This is a genomic window from Pseudomonas sp. m6p (assembly GCF_055760375.1).
This window is the reverse complement of sequence record NZ_CM147084.1, coordinates 470626-491169: the sequence shown is the minus strand read 5'-3', so window position 1 is coordinate 491169 and position 20544 is coordinate 470626. Positions and strand designations below refer to the sequence as shown.

Here is a 20544-nt window from a genome sequence, read left to right as displayed (position 1 = left end):
TCAGTCAGCCTTCTTGGCAGCGGCCTTTTTGGCCTGGGTGGAGGGTGTTTTCAGTTCCAGTCGACCGGCGCTGTGCAGCGCACTGGCCTCGACGTCGAGCAGATCAAGGTCTTGACCGACGCTCGACCAGTGCCCACCGCCGGTGGGGAATGGAACGAGCACGGTGTAGGTTTGGCGGGTTGCCATTTTTCGTTTCTCCATAAACGGGAAAGCCCCTCGTGGGGAGGGGCTTTGGCGGGTGTTGATTTGTTTTAAACGGACAAGAAAACGCCCCGGGGTGCGGGGCGTTTTACTGAAGGTTTGCGACTGGCGTTTCAGGCAAGGAATCTGGCCAGCCCTCGGTCAGCATTTCGCTGCTGAGCGTTCCCGCTCGAGCAGACTCGGACAGCGCTTTTTCCCGATCAAAGCAAGCCTGAACATAAGACCTGACAGCCTGTGCAATTTGCAGTATCTGTTGGGCTGTCAAATCGACAAACCCGGCAACGGACTTGTAGCTGCAACGATATTCAGGATCGAGCATCGCGGAAACCGCCATTCCAGCAATCAGCGATTGACTGTCACGGGATGAATCGATAATCAAACCGGCGACCACGATACCCGAACCTTCTCGGCGAAATCGCTCCTGCGCAATCAGGTCCAATTGGCGCTTCAAGACCAGCTCGCCGTTCGCGAAACCAAATGAGTTTTCCAGTTCCTGAAGGGTGGGTTCATGGTCGAAGAGTACTTCACCGTCGGCCAATGGCCAGTCCGAGGCGACACATCGAAAGGTCGTCCCCACATTTGAGTAGGCTCTCAACATAGATGACTCCTTAAAAAGTGTATTGGGAGATGTGGACATCGTTTGCACGAGAGACCGACGCATAGAGGCGGTAATAGATCGTCTGTGGAGTCGCCATGACCAGATCCGAGAACGGACTTAGAACACCCAGTCCGACGATTCCACCAATGCCGCATGCTTTCATACCTACTTCGGTAACATCCGGAGAAAGCCCCAGAGAGCCACCGCCCGGAAAATCAGCGCTACCAATGTAATGAATGTAGCCACCGACGGTTTTTGCATTCTTCGGAACAACAGAGGCCAGCGAGATCGGTGTCGGCGACATCGACATGCCGTTTTCCAGCACGATCGTCTGAGCAATGGAAATTGAACGCTGATGTTGAATGCCGGGGTTCATCAATCGATTGGCACCGGTTTGCCACACGCTGACCAGCGCACTGGCGCTATAACCGGCGGGCATATTCGTGCCCGCATAGATTTCAGGAACAGTGCTCACTGTCGCATTGACGCCCAGTAGCTTCGCAACCTTCAACTCAGGGTTGTAGATGACGTAAATCCCGACACTGCCGCTTGCTGGAGCGATACCGGTGTCCATGCCACCTGCACCGACGGTTGTCAGATCGAGCGATAGATTGAGATTCGACAACTTGTACTGCGCGCCCCCCGGTTGCTCGATAATCAGTTGATCAGCAGTAACCGTTGCAACGGAAGCAGCGACAGGCAGCGATATTCTCAGATTACGCATGGCGCCTACTTCCGCACCATTTAGGCGAGCCAGTCTGACTTCAGTAGCTAGAGAAGCAATGTCGATGCTTCCCTGATTGACCGGCGCGTTCCAGGCTTTGATGCACCACATGACGGCGAGGTTGCGCGGGCGCACGGTTTTCCAGTACGAGCCTGTATTGAGGATAGTGACACCGGTGGACGTGTAGTAAATATCGCCTTTGAAATCAGGTGCCGGATCGGCATCAATCGCGTCGGAGTTTCCAATGCCTTGAACGGCTGGCGCCTCGACGTTGTCACCCTGGATCTTCGTACCGGCCTGGTAACTGCCTACGTTTCGCCCGGCGTCGACTCCACGCCCATGATCCCAGCCGCGCAAAAATTCACCACGTGATTCCGGCAAGCGGAAATTACCTACTCCCTCATTGCCTTTGTTGTAAGTGGTACCGAGAAAAGCCGCCAGATCCGGATAAGTCGCAATGCTCTGCACGCTACCATCCAGCTCCAGATAACCTGGCGCGACGATCCCGGTCGGGAATGCCAGAACCGCCCCCACCGGAACAGCGGATTTGAGCCGTTCGACTTCCTTGGCCAGCGCGGCTACATCGATGGTTCCCTGATTGACCGGGGCGTTCCAGGCTTTGATGCACCACATGACAGAGATGTTGCGCGGGCGAGTTTCATTTCCCCCTGCATTGACAGTAGTTGTGGGCGACGTCAGGTTGTTTGAATCAGGCCCTGAAGTTGCCAGATACCCACCCGTAGCGGGAGGTGTTACGACACCGTTAACAACTCCAGCGCCCGTACCCCCAAAAGGGTCAATGTTTGCAGCTACGCTGTCAAAGTACCGGTGACTGTGACTTTTATAATCATCAGCCTGAAAGCTACCGACTTGACGTCCCAGGTCGACTCCCCGTCCATGATCCCAACCACGCAAAAACTCCCCACGCGCTTCCGGCAAACGGAAATTCCCGACACCCTCATCACCCTTATTGAACTTGCCGCCCAGATAAGCGCTCAAGTCCGGATACGTCGCACTGCTCTTGACGCTGTTATCCAGCTCCAGAAAGCCCGGCGGCGGTGCATCAACCGGAAACGCCACAATCGAACCCACCGGCAATGCCGATGCCTTGGCAATCAGCGCTTCAACTTCAGCCTTGGTGTAAGAATCCTTGATCCCGAACCCGGCCAGCGTTTCAGGATTGGCACCCGCTGTCGCACGACCATATTCATCAACCGTCAGACTCTTGTAAGTCCCGGCAGCAATGCCGGTACGCCCGGCGAGCATTTTGAACGTCAGCGCGGTAGTGCCCAGAGTAATCGGCGCATTGGTGGTCAGGTGCCACAGCGAATCTCCGTTCGCCGTGCCCTCCTCCACCATCACCGTCAGCCCCGGCGTCACCTTGGCGCTGCTATTGGCATCGCTCGCCCGCCCCCAGTCTCCGTTGGCAACAATCCACAGGCCGTTGTCCTTGGCCAGCGTCTGGTTCGCAACAAGCACGCGGTCGCCAGCAATCACTGCGACACCGTCAATTTGCTGCGCACCGTTCAACACGATATTGGTGCTTGCGGCGACACGCACCGACTGCTTGCCATCGAGTTTTCCGAGTTCTTCGGCGAGGTAACTCATTACCCAAGCGCGGGTGGCTTTGACCACGGTGTCGTCGATCAGCAAGGTCACCAGCGACGCATTGCTGGTCTCGAAAATCGAGCGAATGTAGAACTCTTTGCCCGAGCCCGAAGTGGCCAGTACCGGTTTGAACGACTCCGGGTATTTGACGATGGCGTAGAGAATTCCAGTGTCAGTCCACAAGCCGGCTTCTCGCACATACCAGCCGCCAACGTCCGGCGGAATAGTGACTTCGGCGAGCAGCCAGCTCGGGTTTTTCTCGTCCTGAAACAGAGCATTGAGCGGCCCGCGCCAGACTTCGCGTGCAAGTGCCGTGGCGGTGGCGGCAGGGTTGTAGACCTTGCCATTGCCATCACCGACGGAAATCTGCGTCAGCTTGATCGGTGTGCCCGCAGCCTTGCACGCCGTTTCGTAGGCAATCCCTGCGTTGGTGAGCAGGGTGTAATAGTCAGCCATTCAGGCCCCCTGAGGATAAATAGTGGATGTTTCGACGGTGTACATCGCGGCAGCCATAAACGCCTCGCCAGAGGTTTCGAGCCCCTCGATGAACACCGGATAAACCGTCGTCAGCTCTCCGCAGAAAGTCGCAGCGGCGATGCAATGACTGCCGAACGCGCTCAAGCCAACCGTCACCGAAAGAATGTCCCGTTCGCTCTTGGCATCGGCCAGACGCCGGTCGAGACGGGCATCGATTTCTGCGCTGTAAGGCTGGTCGCTAAAGGCGCGCACGCTGAAGCTGTATGGCACGCCGGGCGGCGTCTGTTCGTACCAGGCGCGGACCTCGGGGCGCAGTTGCAAACCCTTGGCCGCGTTCTCCAGCGCCTTGCGGGTGCCCGCCTGGCGCGCAGTGGGCCAGGCCAGTTCGACGGTCAGGCGCTTCTCAGTTTCCGGTGCGCTGGTGCTCCATTCGGCGACACCGCGATCCGCTGCCAGATACGGCAGGAATGCGACCGGTGTTTCGCTCGGGTTCATCAGTTCGGGGAACGGCGGCGCGATGCGATCAAGCAGTGCGCCGAAGCCCAGATCCAGTCCACGTTCGAGTGGAGAGCTGTTGGCCGGCAGCAACGTCGGGCTATGCGTTGGCTCACTCATAGCGTCAGCACCTCGACCTCGACCGCCGTGCAGTACGGCGCCTCGGAGGCGCTGGTGATGATCGGCTCCAGCGGTTCAAGAATCTGCAGTTGCACGGCGCCAGCGCTGTGCAGTGTGTAGTCGATCCAGCTCGGGTCGACCCGCCCTTCGAGGCGATGGCAACTGTCGGCGTAGGCCTGCAATTGCTGTTGCGCGGCGACTTTGGTCAGGCCCGAATCGGGGCCGGAATTGATCTTCGCCACGACACGGATTTTGTAGCGCTGAATGTCGGCAGCCTTGACCGTGACGAGGTCGGTTTCCGGCCGCACATCAGGGCGGGCGAAGTGCTGACGCACGCCATCCAGCAACGCTGCAGACGGAGTGCCATCGCCGTCGCGGGACAACACCGTGACCTGTACTTCACCCGGCGCCGTGCGGCGACCGTTGCCGTCCTTGACCTGCGCCGCGAGGCCGTCCGGGTTGAAGGTGTAGGTGACATTCACCACACCTCCATCCGTCGATTCGACCTTCACCGTTGGCCGTTCACCGAGGGTGAACACCTCGCGGCGATACTGCATCCTTGAACCCGCTGCCGGGGCATGCGGCGCCAGGTAATAACGCAACCGGGCGTCGTCGTCGCTTTCGTAAATCGGCGGTACCGGCGGGAACGCTGCCGGGTCGCCCGGATCGAGCAACTGTCGCTCCAGGCCCATGTCTGCCAGCCGTGCATCGAGGTTGCTGCCAGTGGCCCACCACGCCAGCATCTGCTTGATGCGGGCGTTATATTTGCGCTCGTGGGTTTGCAGTCGTACGCAGAAAGCCTCAAGCGCCAGGGTCAGCAATTCGCTTTCGTTATCGAGGCTGGTCTTGAGTTTCGCTGCGCTGTCCGGCGCTCGGGCGCCGACGTACTCGACGACGAAGGTCTTGAACTCGGCGAGCAAGTCTTCGAAGGCGTCGACAGTGATCAGCGCCGGTTCGGCCAATTGATTCTGGCCGGGGATCAACATGCTCATGTCACGACCTCGAATGTCTGTTGACGGTTTTTCCAGGTGCCGGCGAAACGCAGCAGCAGACCCGCGCCCTGGCGGCTGGCGACGATCACGCTCGGCTGAAAATCGCTGATCCCGTTCTGCGCGTTGTAGAACGCCTGAGCCGCGTGGCTCTGCGCCAGAAGCAAAACGTCGTCACCGAGGTTCTGCCCCAGCAGCGTGGGGATCAGCGAGCCATAAAGGGGCCTTTTTTGCCGGGTGCCCAGCGGCGTGGTCAGGGCTCGTGTCGCGCGCTGCACAAACTGCAGCCAGTCGTCGACCGTGGCCCCGGAGTCTCTATCGATTCCGATCATGGGAAGCTCTTGATTCAGGGGCTGATGACGCGGCCCTGGTGATCCACCAACGGGCCGCTGAAGTGCACGCCCGAGGCGTCGATGCTCAGGCCGACGCCGCCCAGTTGCAGGCTGATCAGCTGCGGCGTCATCGTCAGTTGCGCCGGGCCGATGCTCAGTGCAAGCGACTCGCGAGAACCGGTGAAAGCCGCCGGGCCGTTCTGCCAGTGCAGAACGTGTGTGGCGTCGTCGTAGCCGCTTTCAGTGCCGTCGACATGCACCCGGCGCGTCAGCGTCGGTACCGTCGCTGTCGGCGGAAAGCGCTCACTGTTCAAACCGAACAACGCCACGCTCTGCGCGCCGCTTTCACCGCTGCCGTAGTTGAGCAACAGACACTGCTCGCCCACGCTCGGAATCCGCGATTCGCTCTGCGCTCCGGCGCTCGGGTTGAAGAACTTGATCGCCGGTGTGAGCAGTCCACCGTGGCTGACCTGGCAAGTGTTGCTCGCCGCATCGACTGCCTGACACACGCCGATGCGACAGAAACTCTCGGCACGGCGGTGCAGGTCGTCGATCTCCGCTTCCATCTCCGCCAGCCGCTCGATGATCGGCCCCAGTTGCATGCGCAGTAATGCGTCGAACATCGGTCAGGCCTCCAGCGCGGTGTATTGGTCGGGGTCGTCGATGTTGCTGACTTCCCAGGTACGGGCGAATTTAGGCGTACCGAGCGGGTCGTCGAGCAGCGTCGGGCCTAGGTAGAGGGTCTGCGTGAAAGTCAGGGTCCACGCCTTGTATGGCTGGTCGGCGCGTGTGAGCACTGACGGCAAACCATCAATGTTCATCGGCAGATCACATTGATCGCCGGGCAGGTTCCAACGGTTGTCGGTGATCAGGTTTTTCAGTACGGCGATCAGATCGCACGCGGCAAAGGCACTCACAGAAAGTGCCGGAATGACTTGCAGCGATACGGTCATGACGTGGGCGATACGTCCGTCGGCGCCACGCACTCCGGGCGCATTACGGTCGAAGTCGATCAATGCCCAGGCCTGAGCGCCGGGAGCGGTGAAGTCGTCGTGATTGCCGACCTGCAGATTCAGGCCGGCGCTGTTGCGCAGGGTTGTCGCCATCGCCGTGAACAGCTGCGAAGGCTGCTGGATCGTTGCGGCCATGCATGACCTCCTTTTCAATTGTCCACGCGCAGCCCCGCCGCATCAGTTGCAGCGAGGCAGGAAAGTGTTGAGTTACTGGGGATCGCGCGGCGGGGGAACTTCGCAGACGCCAATACGCTTGGCGGCCCAGCGTTCGTAAAGACCGATGGCCACGTCGGCCCCGGCCATGGCGGTCAGGCAACCGAAGGCACCGGCGGCCCAGATGGATAATCCGGCGGCATACAACAGCATGATCGCCGACACGCCGCAGATCATGCAGGCGCCTGAGCGCAGGGCCAGGCGTCGCAGCAATGACCAGCCGCGGGCGCCCTCCTTGTCGGCGCGCCACATTTCGCCGGACACCCCGCCCACCACGGCGAGGAGGATGACCAGCCAGATCGGCATGTCCGCCAACGCTTGTTGCTCGTTTGTCATGTCACGCCTCCTGGTTCCAGTTGATGAGTGTTGTGTGTTGGGTTCAAGCGATGTCTCTTCAGGTAGGCATTCCAAAAAGCCCGGCGCGGGGCCGGGCTTTTCAGTAATGCGCTCCTTCGCCTTCCTTCAAATCCTGTATCCAAGAAGGAAGCTGACTTTTCGGCGCTACTGGCGCGGTACGAGTCCATTCAAATTGTTTTTCCGACCGCGGTCCCTGCCCGCCGGATAACTGCTCTTGGTGCTTTACGCTGCACACCCGGGTCAGTTGCCAACCCTCTGAACCGTTGAGGCCGGTTCATCGCTGCCTGTTCTTGTGGAACTAAAGAGCTGTTGTTGCCAGCCGCTTTGTCGAGCGGCTTGGTGGCAAGAATATGCATGGATGCATATACAGTCAATGCATAAATGCATTTATTTATGCGCAAGAAATGCACAGCCGCATGAATCCCGCATAAATCAAGGGTTCGAGGGATTCGTCCAGGCGAAAAAAAACCCGTCATGAGACGGGTTTTCAAGAAAGGGGAGGGCCTATCGGGCGTACATGCCCCACCAGAAGACATGACCGAGGATGACGATCTGCTCGTCCTGCATGTCCTGGAAGCTGTAGTCCTCGTCCGGATGCTCATCGCGGTTGAAGCTGCGCAGACGGATGCCGGTCGGCAGGCGATAGAGTTGCTTCACGCGCAACTGACCGTTGTGATTGATCGCGTACAGATCGCCATCGATGATGTCGCCGATCCCGCACTTGCCGGCGTTCACTCCGACCGTGGCGCCATCCCGCAACACCGGCATCATGCTGTTACCGCGCACTGTCACGCATTTGGCCTGGTCGAACTGCACACCGTTATGACGCAGGCTGCGCTTGCCGAAGCGCAGGCTAGAGCGTTCGCTCTCTTCGATGACGAATCTTCCTGATCCAGCAGCCAATTCAACCTCACGAAGAAAGGGCACCGACACCTCGTCGTCATCGACAGGGGTATCGTCGTCCCACAGGCTTATGTCCTTGAGTTCCGCATGCACGTCATCGCGCGCGCCACCGGTCGCGGTCGCGACATCGGCGCGGCCACGCAATTGATCGGTGCTCACATTGAAGTATTCGGCGATCTTCGAGATGTGTTTATCCGAAGGATCGACGATCTTCCCGCTGAGAATCCGCGAGAGCGTTGATTGAGGCACGCCGGTGCGACGGTGGAGCTCCGTGGGGGAGATCCCGTGCTGGTCGAGCAGTGCTCTTAAGACGGAGGATACGTTGCGTTTTTGCATAACGCGCATAGTGCTTGAAGTTTTTTCCGAAGACAAATGCTGATTTGCATAAATCGTGCATAAATCACAAATAAACGCAGAAAGTGTCAGCCGGCCGTCATGCCTGCGTCGAGCCGACCGCCCATGGTAACCTTGCGCCCATCGCGGAAAAGCCCGGCGGTTGCCCTCGCTTTTGCCCTACATCATTTAACGAGTTACCTGACAATCCGATGAATAAAGCCGTCTCCGACCTGTCCTCCCACACCCCGATGATGCAGCAGTACTGGCGCCTGAAGAACCAGCACCCGGATCAGCTGATGTTCTATCGCATGGGCGACTTCTACGAGATCTTCTATGAAGACGCGAAGAAGGCTGCCAAGTTGCTCGACATCACCCTGACCGCGCGCGGTCAGTCGGCGGGCCAGGCGATTCCGATGTGCGGAATTCCTTATCACGCGGCGGAAGGATACCTGGCGAAACTGGTCAAGCTCGGCGAGTCGGTGGTGATCTGCGAGCAGGTCGGCGACCCGGCCACCAGCAAGGGCCCGGTGGAACGTCAGGTGGTGCGGATCATCACCCCGGGTACTGTCAGCGACGAGGCGTTGCTGGATGAACGGCGCGACAACCTGATCGCCGCCGTTCTGGGCGACGAGCGCCTGTTCGGTCTGGCGGTGCTGGACATCACCAGCGGCAACTTCACGGTGCTGGAGATCAAGGGCTGGGAGAACCTGCTGGCGGAACTGGAGCGGGTCAACCCGGTGGAACTGCTGATTCCGGACGACTGGCCAAAAGACCTGCCGGCGGAAAAACGCCGTGGTGTGCGTCGTCGCGCGCCGTGGGATTTCGAGCGTGATTCGGCGCTGAAAAGTCTCTGCCAGCAGTTTTCCACGCAAGACCTGAAAGGCTTCGGTTGCGAAACCCTGACCCTGGCTATCGGCGCTGCCGGTTGCCTGCTGGCCTATGCCAAGGAAACCCAGCGCACCGCCCTACCCCATCTGCGCAGCCTGCGTCATGAGCGTCTGGACGACACCGTGGTGCTCGACGGCGCGAGCCGCCGCAACCTCGAACTCGATACCAACCTGGCCGGCGGGCGCGACAACACGTTGCAATCGGTGGTCGATCGTTGCCAGACCGCGATGGGCAGCCGCCTGCTGACCCGTTGGCTGAACCGTCCACTGCGTGATTTGACCGTGCTGCTGGCGCGACAGACCTCGATCACTTGCCTGCTCGACGGCTACCGCTTCGAAAAACTCCAGCCGCAGCTCAAGGAAATCGGCGACATCGAGCGGATTCTGGCGCGAATCGGCCTGCGCAACGCGCGTCCCCGCGACCTCGCTCGCCTGCGCGATGCTCTCGGTGCCCTGCCGCAACTGCAGGTGGCGATGACCGACCTGGAAGCGCCGCACCTGCAACGCTTGGCAGTCACCACCAGTACCTACCCGGAGCTGGCGGCGCTGCTGGAAAAAGCCATCATCGACAACCCGCCTGCGGTGATCCGCGACGGCGGCGTGTTGAAAACCGGTTACGACAGTGAACTCGACGAGCTTCAATCGTTGAGCGAGAACGCCGGCCAATTCCTGATCGACCTCGAAGCCCGGGAAAAGGCCCGCACCGGCCTGGCCAACCTGAAAGTCGGCTACAACCGCATTCACGGCTACTTCATCGAACTGCCGAGCAAGCAAGCCGAATCGGCTCCAGCCGATTACATCCGGCGCCAGACGCTCAAGGGCGCCGAGCGTTTCATCACGCCCGAACTGAAAGAATTCGAGGACAAGGCGCTGTCGGCCAAGAGCCGTGCCCTCGCCCGTGAGAAAATGCTCTACGAGGCGCTGCTGGAAGATCTGATCAGCCAACTGCCACCGCTGCAGGACACGGCCGGCGCGCTGGCCGAACTGGACGTGCTGAGCAACCTTGCCGAACGTGCGCTGAACCTTGATCTGAACTGCCCGCGCTTCGTCAGCGAGCCGTGCATGCGCATCACCCAAGGGCGCCACCCGGTGGTTGAGCAGGTGCTGACCACGCCGTTCGTGGCCAACGATCTGAGCCTGGATGACAACACCCGGATGCTGGTGATCACCGGCCCGAACATGGGTGGTAAATCCACCTACATGCGCCAAACCGCATTGATCGTACTGCTGGCGCATATCGGCAGCTTTGTCCCGGCGGCCAGTTGCGAGCTGTCGCTGGTGGACCGGATCTTCACCCGGATCGGCTCCAGCGACGACCTGGCCGGCGGCCGTTCGACCTTCATGGTCGAGATGAGCGAAACCGCCAACATCCTGCACAACGCCACCGAACGCAGTCTGGTGCTGATGGACGAAGTCGGTCGCGGCACCAGCACCTTTGACGGTCTGTCGCTGGCATGGGCCGCTGCCGAGCGCCTGGCACATCTGCGTGCCTATACTCTATTTGCCACACACTATTTCGAACTGACCGTGTTGCCGGAAGCCGAGCCGCTGGTGGCCAACGTGCACCTCAACGCGACCGAGCACAACGAGCGCATCGTATTCCTGCACCACGTGTTGCCAGGGCCTGCCAGCCAAAGCTACGGCCTGGCGGTGGCGCAATTGGCCGGCGTGCCGAGTGAAGTGATCGTGCGTGCCCGCGAACACCTGAGCCGACTGGAAGACACCGCATTGCCGCATGAGGCGCCAAAGCCTGCCGTCAAAGGCAAGCCTGTCGTCCCGCAGCAAAGCGACATGTTTGCCAGCCTGCCACATCCGGTACTGGACGAATTGGCGAAAGTGGATCTCGATGACCTGACCCCGCGTCGAGCACTCGAATTGTTATATGCACTTAAGAACCGGATCTAAGCAGCAAAGAACCGGATATAACGCAAACGGCTTCAAGCTGTTAGAATCTCGCGCGGTTCGGGATGCTGCCGGTTAATAGCCTGGCTGGCAGACATCGCTCCCGAACCTGGCGACCCCAACCTTGAAGGGGCTACGCTGCCGCCGCCTGAGGAGAAAATTAGAAATGACCTTCGTCGTCACCGACAACTGCATCAAGTGCAAGTACACCGACTGCGTAGAAGTCTGTCCGGTGGACTGCTTTTACGAAGGCCCGAACTTCCTGGTGATTCACCCGGACGAGTGCATCGACTGCGCCCTGTGCGAACCGGAATGCCCGGCCGTCGCGATTTTCTCCGAGGACGAAGTTCCGGAAGAGATGCAGGAGTTCATTCAGCTGAACGTTGAATTGGCTGAAATCTGGCCGAACATCACCGAGAAGAAAGAATCGCTACCGGATGCCGAAGAGTGGGATGGCGTCAAAGGCAAGATCAAAGACCTCGAACGCTGATCTGTCGCGCGTTACGAAAAGGCCCCTTGCGGGCCTTTTTGCTTTTGCGGGTTTTACTTTTCTACAGGCAAAAAAAGGGGCGGTTTGACCCGCCCACATTTTTTCCCTATTCCCTGTATTCCTTTTCATCGTCCTGATGAATCGCGTCCTGCGATGTCCGTTCCCCTCTTCCTTGAAGGGGGTGTCTGTCCGTCGACACAGTGCTGATATTAGAGAGTTCCCTGCCGAGAGCAATCGGCCCCAAAGGCTGAAGATCGCTGTCATAAGCACTTCATATTATTAAATAAGCTTTAAAATCAATTACTTAAATACGTTCACCGTGAGCAATCGACGTCTACCGTCCTGCAAAAATAGGGAACGCTTACGAGAGAGTAAGCCAAGGCTTACGTCGCGAGACTACAAACGATGGAAATGCTGACCATTTGTCCGGCAATGAACGTTGTGGCGAGGGAGCTTGCTCCCGCCGGGTTGCGCAGCAACCCCTGAAATTCATGAGCGCTGCGCACTCAAACGGGAGCAAGCTCCCTCGCCACAGACTGTCTTCAGACGATATCCGAGCAATAAAAAACCCCGAACCAGTCGGGGCTTTTTATGGACGGTTGTCAGAGGCGCTTACTGAAACAGCGACTCGCTCGACAGGCCATTCTTCTCGAGGATTTCACGAAGGCGCTTGAGGCCCTCGACCTGGATCTGCCGCACCCGTTCCCGGGTCAGGCCGATCTCCAGACCGACATCCTCCAGCGTGCTGCTCTCATGGCCGCGCAGGCCAAAGCGGCGAACGACCACCTCACGCTGCTTGTCGGTCAGTTCCGAGAGCCATTGATCGATGCTCTGCGACAGGTCGTCATCCTGCAGCAGTTCGCATGGATCGGTCGGACGGTCATCCGTCAGGGTGTCCAGCAGGGTTTTATCCGAATCCGGACCCAGCGAGACATCGACCGAAGAAACCCGCTCGTTCAGGCCGAGCATGCGCTTGACCTCGCCCACCGGTTTTTCCAGCAGGTTGGCGATTTCTTCGGGTGAAGGTTCGTGATCGAGCTTTTGCGTCAGCTCGCGTGCCGCCCGCAGGTACACGTTGAGCTCCTTGACCACATGGATCGGCAGCCGGATGGTCCGGGTCTGATTCATGATCGCACGCTCGATGGTCTGACGAATCCACCAGGTGGCGTAGGTCGAGAAGCGGAAGCCGCGCTCGGGATCGAACTTTTCCACCGCGCGGATCAAACCGAGGTTGCCCTCTTCGATCAGATCCAGCAGCGACAGCCCCCGATTGACATAACGCCGGGCGATCTTCACGACCAGCCGCAGGTTACTTTCAATCATGCGCTTGCGCCCGGCAGGGTCGCCACTTTGCGACAGACGCGCAAAATGAACTTCTTCCTCCGGGGAGAGCAGTGGTGAAAAGCCGATTTCGTTGAGATACAGCTGCGTGGCATCGAGTGCCCGAGTGTAGTCGATGTACTTGTGTTGTTTAAGTGAAGCGGAGTGTTTGGATTTGGAACGAACGGAAGGTGGAGCAGCCCCTTCATCATTCGACATCGAAGATTCCGAATCGATGCCGGCCTCCATAAGGAGAACCTCATCGTCGATGTCAAACTCCGGCACTTCTTTACTGAGAGCCATTGTTATAGTCCTTTGGTGAGTTCGACCCCAAGCTCAAGCGACGCCTTTATCCTTGGCAGCGCTGGAGCCTGTCCCCTCTACGCGACGGAACAGGCTGGCCTCAAATCAACGTCTGGGCAGGAACTGCAGCGGATCTACAGGTTTACCTTGTCGGCGAATCTCAAAATGCAGTTTCACCCGGTCTGTACCCGTTGACCCCATTTCGGCAATTGTCTGTCCGACTTTGACCTGCTGCCCCTCCCGTACCAACAGCCTGCGGTTATGTCCGTAGGCACTGACGTAGGTTTCGCTGTGTTTGATGATGACTAATTCGCCGTAGCCCCTTAAGCCACTCCCGGCGTAAACCACCGTCCCATCAGACGCAGCTAAAACAGGCTGTCCCAAATCTCCGGCGATATCAATTCCTTTATTCAAACTACCGTTTGAAGAGAATTTTCCAATCAGAATGCCATTAGATGGCCATCCCCAGCCGGTCGGGGCTGGCCCCGGTGGAGGCAGTGGAGCCGGGGCCGGTTTGCTGGCGACGGACGGTGCAGCCCCCGCAGAGCCGGCGCCGGAACCGGTCACCGTCGTGGTCGTCGTGCCATTCGCCTGACGCCGGATTACCGTGGTTTTGCTCGACGAAGACGGCGAGGAGCTGCTGTTGCTGACCACGGCCGTCGGCGTTGAGCCGGTGCGGCCATCAAAGCGAATTGTCTGACCCGGATGGATCGTATACGGCGTAGGAATATTGTTCCGGGCCGCGAGGGCTTTGTAGTCCCAGCCGTAGCGAAAAGCGATGGAAAACAGCGTATCGCCCGGACGGACTACATACTGCCCGGTCGTTACCGCAGGGCGTTGAGCCGCCGCACTGTTGCGATCAACCACCCGCACGTTGCTCGATTTGGTGCTGGAGCAACCGACCAGCAAGGTGCTCAATACAAGGCCAGTCACCAGGCGCTGAAAGCTCGTGTTACCCATACGCTGCGCAATGACTGTGAGACTCACCCGCCGCTCCCTTTGTGGTGGCTGAAATATGTGGAATGCCGAATCGCGGCAAGTAGTGTCGCAAGTATAACGGGCCGAATGGGCTTTACCGTTAAAGATGCGAAAACGCTTCACGCACACGTTTGCCCTTGGGCAATTGGTGGCGTTTAAACCTTCGCTGACGGTGTAAGACACAGGCCAGCGCAAGGAATTCAGCGCGCGCAAATAAATGCTCAGGCCAACGGACCATTGAGCAATGGCACGAAGCGCACCGCCCCCAGCACGTGACGGGAAAAGCCGTGTTCTTCACGCACGATCAGCATCAGTTGCTGCACTTCTCCGGAGCCGACCGGAATCACCATCCGCCCGCCCGGTGCCAGTTGATCGAGCAACGCCTGCGGCACGTCGGTCGCGACTGCGGTGACGATGATGCCATTGTACGGCGCCAACGCCGGCCAGCCTTCCCAGCCATCGCCCCAGCGGAACACCACGTTGCGCAGGTTCAGCTCGACCAGGCGTTCCTTGGCCCGGTCCTGCAGGACCTTGATGCGCTCGACCGAGAACACCCGCTCAACCAGTTGCGACAGCACCGCCGTCTGATAGCCCGAACCGGTACCGATTTCCAGCACCTTGTCCAAAGGCCCGGCCTCCAGCAGCAGCTCGCTCATGCGCGCCACCATATAAGGCTGGGAGATGGTCTGGTTGTGGCCAATCGGCAGCGCGGTATCTTCATAGGCACGGTGCGCCAGCGCTTCATCGACAAACAGATGACGCGGCGTACGGCGGATCACTTCCAGCACCTTGGCGTTGGACAGGCCTTCTTCATAGAGGCGCTGGATCAGACGTTCGCGCGTACGCTGCGACGTCATGCCGATGCCGCTGCGCATTCTGTCTTCGTGTTCACGAGCCATTAGCGCAGTCCCTCCAGCCAGCCGTCGAGATGCCTGAAGGCATCGTTGAAGGTGCGATCGAGCTGCAGCGGGGTAATGGAAACGTAGCCCTGCATCACTGCATGAAAGTCGGTGCCCGGCCCGCCGTCCTCGGCATCGCCGGCAGCAGCAATCCAGTAACCGGCCTTGCCACGCGGGTCGACCACTTTCATGGGTGCTGCGGCGCGGGCGCGATGGCCCAGACGGGTCAGTTGAATGCCACGAATATGGTCGATCGGCAGATTGGGAATGTTCACGTTCAGCACCGTGCGCGGTGGCAGGTCCAGCCCGGCATGGGCCTCGACCAGTTTGCGCGCGAAATGTACGGCTGTCGCCAGATTGTCCACCTGGCGCGAACACAGCGAGAACGCAAACGAAGGGCGCTCGAGAAAGCGCCCTTCGAGGGCGGCGGCCACCGTGCCGGAATACAGCACGTCATCGCCGAGGTTGGCGCCGAGGTTGATCCCGGAAACCACCATGTCCGGTTCGCGCTCCAGCAGGCCGTTGAGGCCCAGATGCACGCAGTCGGTCGGTGTTCCGTTGAGGCTGATGAAACCATTGGCCAGGTATTGCGGGTGCAGCGGACGGTCGAGCGTCAGCGAACTGCTGGCGCCGCTTTTGTCCTGCTCCGGGGCGATAACCACGCATTCGGTGTAATCCGCCAGCGCAGCATAAAGCGCGGCGAGACCGGGTGCGGTTACCCCATCGTCGTTAGAAATCAGAATACGCATGGGCTGTCCGTCTGCCCCACCGGCACCAGATCAACGAGTTCGCGCACCAATACGGTGGCGAAGCATCCGGCCGGGAGGACGAATTCCAGTTGCAGAATGTCAGGCTGGGGATAATGCCACGACAACCCGCCAATGGGCAGCCGCAGGATGCGACGTTCGTGGCTCATTCCGGCATTGATCAGCCAATCGCGCAGATCCGCCTCACGAGCAGCAATCCCCTGCTCCAGATCATGGACAGCGCCGGCGGCCGGTGAGTCACCTTCGCCCCACTGCGGGCCGGTCGGGTGCAGGTCGAGAATCGCCAGGCGCGGATCGTTGCATTCGGCCTCACCGGCCGGGAAAAAACTGCGGCTGTCGGTGAACGCCAGCAGATCGCCGACTTGCGCCTGCTGCCAGGTGCCATCGGCCACCCGCGCCGCCAGCACTTGATTGAACAGAAAACTGCGCGCCGTCGACAGCAGCCGCGAGCGCACATTGCGCTGCTCCGGCAATGCCTTGCGCGCCGCCCACGCACGCGCATCGACGACGTTGCCGCCGTCATGGCCGAAACGCTGGGCACCGAAATAATTGGGAATGCCTTGCCTGGCGATCCGTTGCAGACGCTGCTCGATTGCGTCCTTGTCGCCGGCGAACTGGGTCAGGCGCAAGGTGAAGCCGTTGGCCGAATGCGCGCCGCGTTGCAGCTTGCGTTTGTGGCGCGTGGTCTTGAGGATCTTCAGCGTGTCGTTTTCCGCCGCCGACAGATCCGGATCAGCCTTGCCCGGCAGTTGCACACTGAACCACTGACGGGTCAGCGCCTGACGATCCTTGAGCCCGGCATAACTGACGGTACGCAACGGCACGCCAGCTGCTTTGGCAATCCGCCGCGCTGCCTCTTCGGTGTTCAGACCGCGTTTTTCCACCCAGATCCACAGGTGTTCGCCATCGCCGCTGAACGGGATGTCGAGCACTTCATCGACCTGAAAATCTTCGGCGATGGCTTTCAGAACCGCAGTGCCGAGGGGTTCGCCATAGGCGCGCGGGCCGAGCAGTTGCAGTTCGTTCATGCGCGCAGCAACAAGGCAACGGAATGCACGGCAATGCCTTCTTCGCGACCGACAAAGCCGAGCTTTTCGGTGGTGGTAGCTTTCACGTTCACTTGATCCAGTTCAACTTGAAGATCGGCGGCGATCAACGCTCGCATCGCTTCGATATGCGGGGCCATTTTCGGTGCCTGGGCGACGATGGTGTTGTCGACGTTGCCGACTTTCCAGCCCTTGGCGTGGATCAGCGCAACCACATGACGCAGCAGCACGCGGCTGTCGGCGCCCTTGAATTGCGGGTCAGTGTCCGGAAAGTGTTTGCCGATATCACCCAGCGCGGCCGCGCCGAGCAAGGCATCGCTCAAGGCGTGCAGCAGGACGTCACCGTCGGAGTGAGCGAGCAGCCCGAAGCTGTGTGCAATGCGCACGCCGCCCAGAGTAATGAAATCGCCTTCAGCGAAACGGTGCACATCGTAGCCGTGGCCAATACGCATAAAAAAAACGCCCCGATTTTTGTCAGGGCGTGATTCTACCTGCATTAACCGCGCAGGGCGCGTGCGTGATGCTGCAAGTGGTCATCTATGAAGCTTGAGATGAAGAAATAGCTGTGGTCATAGCCCGGTTGCAGGCGCAACGTCAGCGGATGACCCGCTTGTTTTGCCGCTTGTTGCAGGGCCTGGGGCTTGAGCTGGTTTTCGAGGAAGTCGTCGCGATCACCCTGATCGACCAGTAACGGCAGTTTTTCGCCGGCCTCGGCAATCAGCGCGCAGGCATCCCATTCTTTCCACTTCGAACGGTCTTCACCCAGATAACGCGAGAACGCCTTCTGTCCCCATGGGCAATCCATCGGATTGTTGATCGGCGAAAACGCCGAGACCGACTGGTAACGCCCCGGATTGCGCAGCGCACAAACCAAAGCGCCGTGGCCGCCCATGGAATGGCCGCTGATGCTGCGTTTGTCCGACGCCGGGAAATGCGCTTCAACCAATGAAGGCAATTCCTGCACGACATAGTCATGCATCCGATAATGCCGCGACCACGGTTCCTGCGTGGCATTCAGGTAGAACCCGGCGCCGAGGCCGAAATCCCAGGCGCCATCCGGATCACCCGGCACATCCGGGCCGCGCGGACTGGTGTCCGGCGCGACGATGATCAGGCCGAGTTCGGCGGCCATGCGCATCGCACCGGCCTTTTGCATGAAGTTCTCGTCGGTGCAGGTCAGACCGGACAGCCAGTAAAGCACTGGCAACTTGCCGCCCTGCTCCGCTTGCGGCGGCAGGTACACGGCAAACACCATGTCGCAACCAAGCACATCGGAACGATGGCGATAGCGCTTGTGCCAGCCGCCAAAACTTTTCTGACAGGAGATGTTTTCCAGACTCATGTAAAGACTCCTACGCGACCCCGGTTACAAACCCTTCAAGGTCTGTAGCCGGGACGTCGCGAATGATCAGAAATGAATGACGGTGCGGATGCTCTTGCCTTCGTGCATCAGATCGAAGGCCTTGTTGATGTCTTCCAGACCCATGGTGTGGGTAATGAAGGTATCCAGCGGGATCTCGCCGCTTTGCGCCATGTCGACGTAGCTTGGCAACTCGGTACGGCCACGTACGCCGCCGAATGCCGAACCGCGCCAGACGCGCCCGGTCACCAATTGGAATGGACGGGTCGAAATTTCCTGACCGGCACCGGCCACGCCGATGATGACCGACTCGCCCCAGCCCTTGTGGCAGCACTCCAGCGCAGCGCGCATCAGTTGCACGTTGCCGATGCACTCGAAGGAGAAGTCGACGCCGCCGTCGGTCATGTCGACGATCACTTCCTGGATCGGACGATCGAAGTCTTTCGGATTGACGCAATCGGTGGCACCCAATTGCTTGGCGATTTCGAACTTGGCCGGGTTGATGTCGATGGCAATGATCCGCCCAGCCTTGGCTTTCACCGCACCAATGACGGCCGACAGACCGATGCCGCCCAGACCGAAAATCGCCACGGTGTCACCCGGCTTGACCTTGGCGGTGTTGATCACCGCACCGATACCGGTGGTCACGCCGCAACCGAGCAGGCAGACCTTTTCCAGTGGCGCATCCTTGGCGATTTTCGCCACGGAGATTTCCGGCAGTACGGTGTATTCCGAGAAGGTCGAAGTACCCATGTAGTGGAAAATCGTTTGGCCCTTGTAGGAAAAGCGCGAAGTACCGTCCGGCATCAAACCTTTGCCCTGAGTAGCGCGAATCGCCTGACACAGGTTGGTCTTGCCCGACTTACAGAATTTGCACTGGCCGCATTCCGGGGTGTAGAGCGGAATCACGTGGTCACCGACGGCGACCGAGGTAACGCCCTCGCCGATCGCTTCAACGATTGCGCCACCTTCGTGGCCAAGGATCGACGGGAAGATACCTTCCGGATCCGCACCGGACAGGGTGTAGGCGTCAGTGTGGCAAACCCCGGAAGCCACCACGCGCAGCAATACTTCACCGGCCTTGGGCATGGCCACATCGACTTCTACGATTTCCAGCGGCTTCTTGGCCTCGAAGGCAACGGCGGCGCGCGACTTGATCATGCTGACTCTCCAGTGAATCCATTGAATAAAAAAACCAGACCGGCAGTGTAGTACAGCGCGATCTGATGAATAATCCGGACCAAAGCAAAACATTATTGCCATACAGGGATAATCCCGATGTCGGAAAATCGCTGGGAAGGCATCGACGAGTTCGTCGCCGTTGCCGAATGCAGCCAATTCACCGCCGCAGCAGAGCGTCTTGGGGTTTCGTCCTCGCACATCAGTCGACAAATCGTACGACTGGAAGAGCGCTTGCAGACGCGTCTGCTCTATCGCAGTACCCGCCGCGTGACGTTGACCGAAGCCGGACAAACTTTTCTGCAGCATTGCCAACGCCTGCAGGACGGTCGCGAAGAAGCCCTGCGCGCGGTTGGCGACCTGACCAGCGAGCCCAAAGGCATGCTGCGCATGACCTGTGCCGTGGCCTATGGCGAGCGGTTCATCGTGCCGCTGGTGACACGTTTCATGGGGCAATATCCGCAATTGCGCGTCGACATCGAGTTAACCAACCGCCAGCTCGACCTGGTGCATGAGGGGCTGGATCTGGCGATCCGATTGGGCCGGTTACAGGATTCGCGATTGGTCGCCACTCGCCTGGCGCCGCGCCGGATGTATCTGTGCGCGTCTCCGTCCTACGTGGAACGGTATGGCCGCCCACACAGTTTGTCGGAACTGAGCCGCCACAATTGCCTGATCGGCAGCTCGGATCTGTGGCAACTGGAACAGAACGGGCGGGAATTTTCCCAACGTGTTCAGGGAAACTGGCGCTGCAACAGTGGGCAGGCGGTACTGGATGCGGCGCTGCAAGGGGTCGGCCTGTGTCAGTTGCCGGACTACTACGTGCTCGAGCATTTGCACAGCGGGGCACTGATTTCGTTGCTGGAGGCGCATCAGCCGCCGAATACGGCGGTGTGGGCGTTATATCCGCAGCAGCGGCATCTGTCGCCGAAGGTGCGCAAGCTAGTGGATTTCTTGAAGGAAGGGTTGGCCGAGCGGCCGGAGTATCGAATTTAAAAGCAAAAGATCGCAGCCTGCGGCAGCTCCTACAGGGAGTTCGCGGTTTCC

The 20544-nt window shown here is 59.6% G+C and carries 21 protein-coding genes; 3 read left to right on the top strand and 18 right to left on the bottom strand.

Annotated features, from left to right (window positions below; all coding sequences use genetic code 11):
- From ACYZUM_RS02215 to ACYZUM_RS02170, 10 genes are all read right to left on the bottom strand, one after another.
- Positions 1-186: a hypothetical protein gene (locus ACYZUM_RS02215; protein ID WP_007964321.1), complete on the bottom strand. Its 186-nt coding sequence runs from the start codon at positions 184-186 to the stop codon at positions 1-3.
- Positions 187-289: 103 nt separating this feature from the next.
- Complete coding sequence (locus ACYZUM_RS02210) at positions 290-799, bottom strand: DUF4376 domain-containing protein (protein ID WP_108181837.1); 510 nt, start codon at positions 797-799, stop codon at positions 290-292.
- 10 nt (positions 800-809) lie between these two features.
- A complete protein-coding gene (locus tag ACYZUM_RS02205) occupies positions 810-3587 on the bottom strand; it encodes a phage tail protein (RefSeq protein ID WP_108181836.1) in 2778 nt (925 codons plus the stop codon).
- Positions 3588-4223, bottom strand: a complete 636-nt coding sequence (locus ACYZUM_RS02200) for a phage tail protein I (RefSeq protein ID WP_108181835.1) — start codon at positions 4221-4223, stop codon at positions 3588-3590.
- Positions 4220-5215 (bottom strand): baseplate J/gp47 family protein, encoded by a 996-nt coding sequence (locus ACYZUM_RS02195; protein ID WP_108181834.1) that lies wholly within the window; start codon positions 5213-5215, stop codon positions 4220-4222. The genes ACYZUM_RS02200 and ACYZUM_RS02195 overlap by 4 nt, the downstream gene beginning before the upstream one ends.
- On the bottom strand, positions 5212-5544 hold the full coding sequence (locus ACYZUM_RS02190; RefSeq protein ID WP_003222189.1) for a phage baseplate protein: 333 nt from the start codon (positions 5542-5544) through the stop codon (positions 5212-5214). Before ACYZUM_RS02190 ends, ACYZUM_RS02195 begins: the two co-directional genes overlap by 4 nt.
- A 14-nt stretch (positions 5545-5558) precedes the next feature.
- On the bottom strand, positions 5559-6167 hold the full coding sequence (locus ACYZUM_RS02185; RefSeq protein ID WP_108181833.1) for a phage baseplate assembly protein V: 609 nt from the start codon (positions 6165-6167) through the stop codon (positions 5559-5561).
- 3 nt (positions 6168-6170) lie between these two features.
- A complete protein-coding gene (locus ACYZUM_RS02180; protein WP_108181832.1) occupies positions 6171-6692 on the bottom strand; it encodes a hypothetical protein in 522 nt (173 codons plus the stop codon).
- Between the two features lie 72 nt (positions 6693-6764).
- A complete protein-coding gene (locus ACYZUM_RS02175; RefSeq protein WP_003222183.1) occupies positions 6765-7106 on the bottom strand; it encodes a phage holin family protein in 342 nt (113 codons plus the stop codon).
- Between the two features lie 525 nt (positions 7107-7631).
- A complete protein-coding gene (locus ACYZUM_RS02170) occupies positions 7632-8366 on the bottom strand; it encodes a LexA family transcriptional regulator (protein WP_108181831.1) in 735 nt (244 codons plus the stop codon).
- Between the two features lie 209 nt (positions 8367-8575).
- Between ACYZUM_RS02170 and mutS the strand changes: the two genes are divergently transcribed.
- The gene (gene mutS / locus ACYZUM_RS02165; RefSeq protein ID WP_108181830.1) at positions 8576-11158 is read left to right on the top strand and encodes a DNA mismatch repair protein MutS; all 2583 of its coding nucleotides are present in this window, start codon (positions 8576-8578) and stop codon (positions 11156-11158) included.
- A 163-nt stretch (positions 11159-11321) separates the two neighbouring features.
- Positions 11322-11645 carry a ferredoxin FdxA gene (gene fdxA, locus ACYZUM_RS02160; protein ID WP_007908827.1) on the top strand — a complete coding sequence of 108 codons (324 nt, stop codon included), beginning with the start codon at positions 11322-11324 and terminating at the stop codon, positions 11643-11645.
- Positions 11646-12257: 612 nt separating this feature from the next.
- Here fdxA and rpoS read toward each other — a convergent pair.
- The 8 genes from rpoS to ACYZUM_RS02120 form a co-directional block, all read right to left on the bottom strand.
- Positions 12258-13268: an RNA polymerase sigma factor RpoS gene (gene rpoS / locus ACYZUM_RS02155; RefSeq protein ID WP_016985073.1), complete on the bottom strand. Its 1011-nt coding sequence runs from the start codon at positions 13266-13268 to the stop codon at positions 12258-12260.
- Positions 13269-13373: 105 nt separating this feature from the next.
- Positions 13374-14255 carry a peptidoglycan DD-metalloendopeptidase family protein gene (locus tag ACYZUM_RS02150; protein WP_041072302.1) on the bottom strand — a complete coding sequence of 294 codons (882 nt, stop codon included), beginning with the start codon at positions 14253-14255 and terminating at the stop codon, positions 13374-13376.
- A 212-nt stretch (positions 14256-14467) separates the two neighbouring features.
- Complete coding sequence (locus tag ACYZUM_RS02145) at positions 14468-15103, bottom strand: protein-L-isoaspartate(D-aspartate) O-methyltransferase (protein ID WP_169841266.1); 636 nt, start codon at positions 15101-15103, stop codon at positions 14468-14470.
- A 41-nt stretch (positions 15104-15144) separates the two neighbouring features.
- Entirely contained in the window at positions 15145-15894 is a 750-nt protein-coding gene (surE, locus tag ACYZUM_RS02140; RefSeq protein WP_108181828.1) for a 5'/3'-nucleotidase SurE, read from the bottom strand.
- Positions 15882-16940 (bottom strand): tRNA pseudouridine(13) synthase TruD, encoded by a 1059-nt coding sequence (gene truD / locus ACYZUM_RS02135; protein WP_108181827.1) that lies wholly within the window; start codon positions 16938-16940, stop codon positions 15882-15884. Before truD ends, surE begins: the two co-directional genes overlap by 13 nt.
- A complete protein-coding gene (gene ispF / locus ACYZUM_RS02130) occupies positions 16937-17410 on the bottom strand; it encodes a 2-C-methyl-D-erythritol 2,4-cyclodiphosphate synthase (RefSeq protein WP_007964300.1) in 474 nt (157 codons plus the stop codon). The genes truD and ispF overlap by 4 nt, the downstream gene beginning before the upstream one ends.
- A 44-nt stretch (positions 17411-17454) precedes the next feature.
- The gene (gene fghA / locus ACYZUM_RS02125) at positions 17455-18300 is read right to left on the bottom strand and encodes an S-formylglutathione hydrolase (RefSeq protein ID WP_108181826.1); all 846 of its coding nucleotides are present in this window, start codon (positions 18298-18300) and stop codon (positions 17455-17457) included.
- Between the two features lie 66 nt (positions 18301-18366).
- The gene (locus ACYZUM_RS02120) at positions 18367-19479 is read right to left on the bottom strand and encodes an S-(hydroxymethyl)glutathione dehydrogenase/class III alcohol dehydrogenase (RefSeq protein ID WP_095667387.1); all 1113 of its coding nucleotides are present in this window, start codon (positions 19477-19479) and stop codon (positions 18367-18369) included.
- Positions 19480-19596: 117 nt separating this feature from the next.
- Here ACYZUM_RS02120 and ACYZUM_RS02115 point away from each other — a divergent pair, with 117 nt between their 5' ends.
- Complete coding sequence (locus ACYZUM_RS02115) at positions 19597-20493, top strand: LysR family transcriptional regulator (RefSeq protein ID WP_041072312.1); 897 nt, start codon at positions 19597-19599, stop codon at positions 20491-20493.
- The last annotated feature ends 51 nt before the right edge of the window (positions 20494-20544 follow it).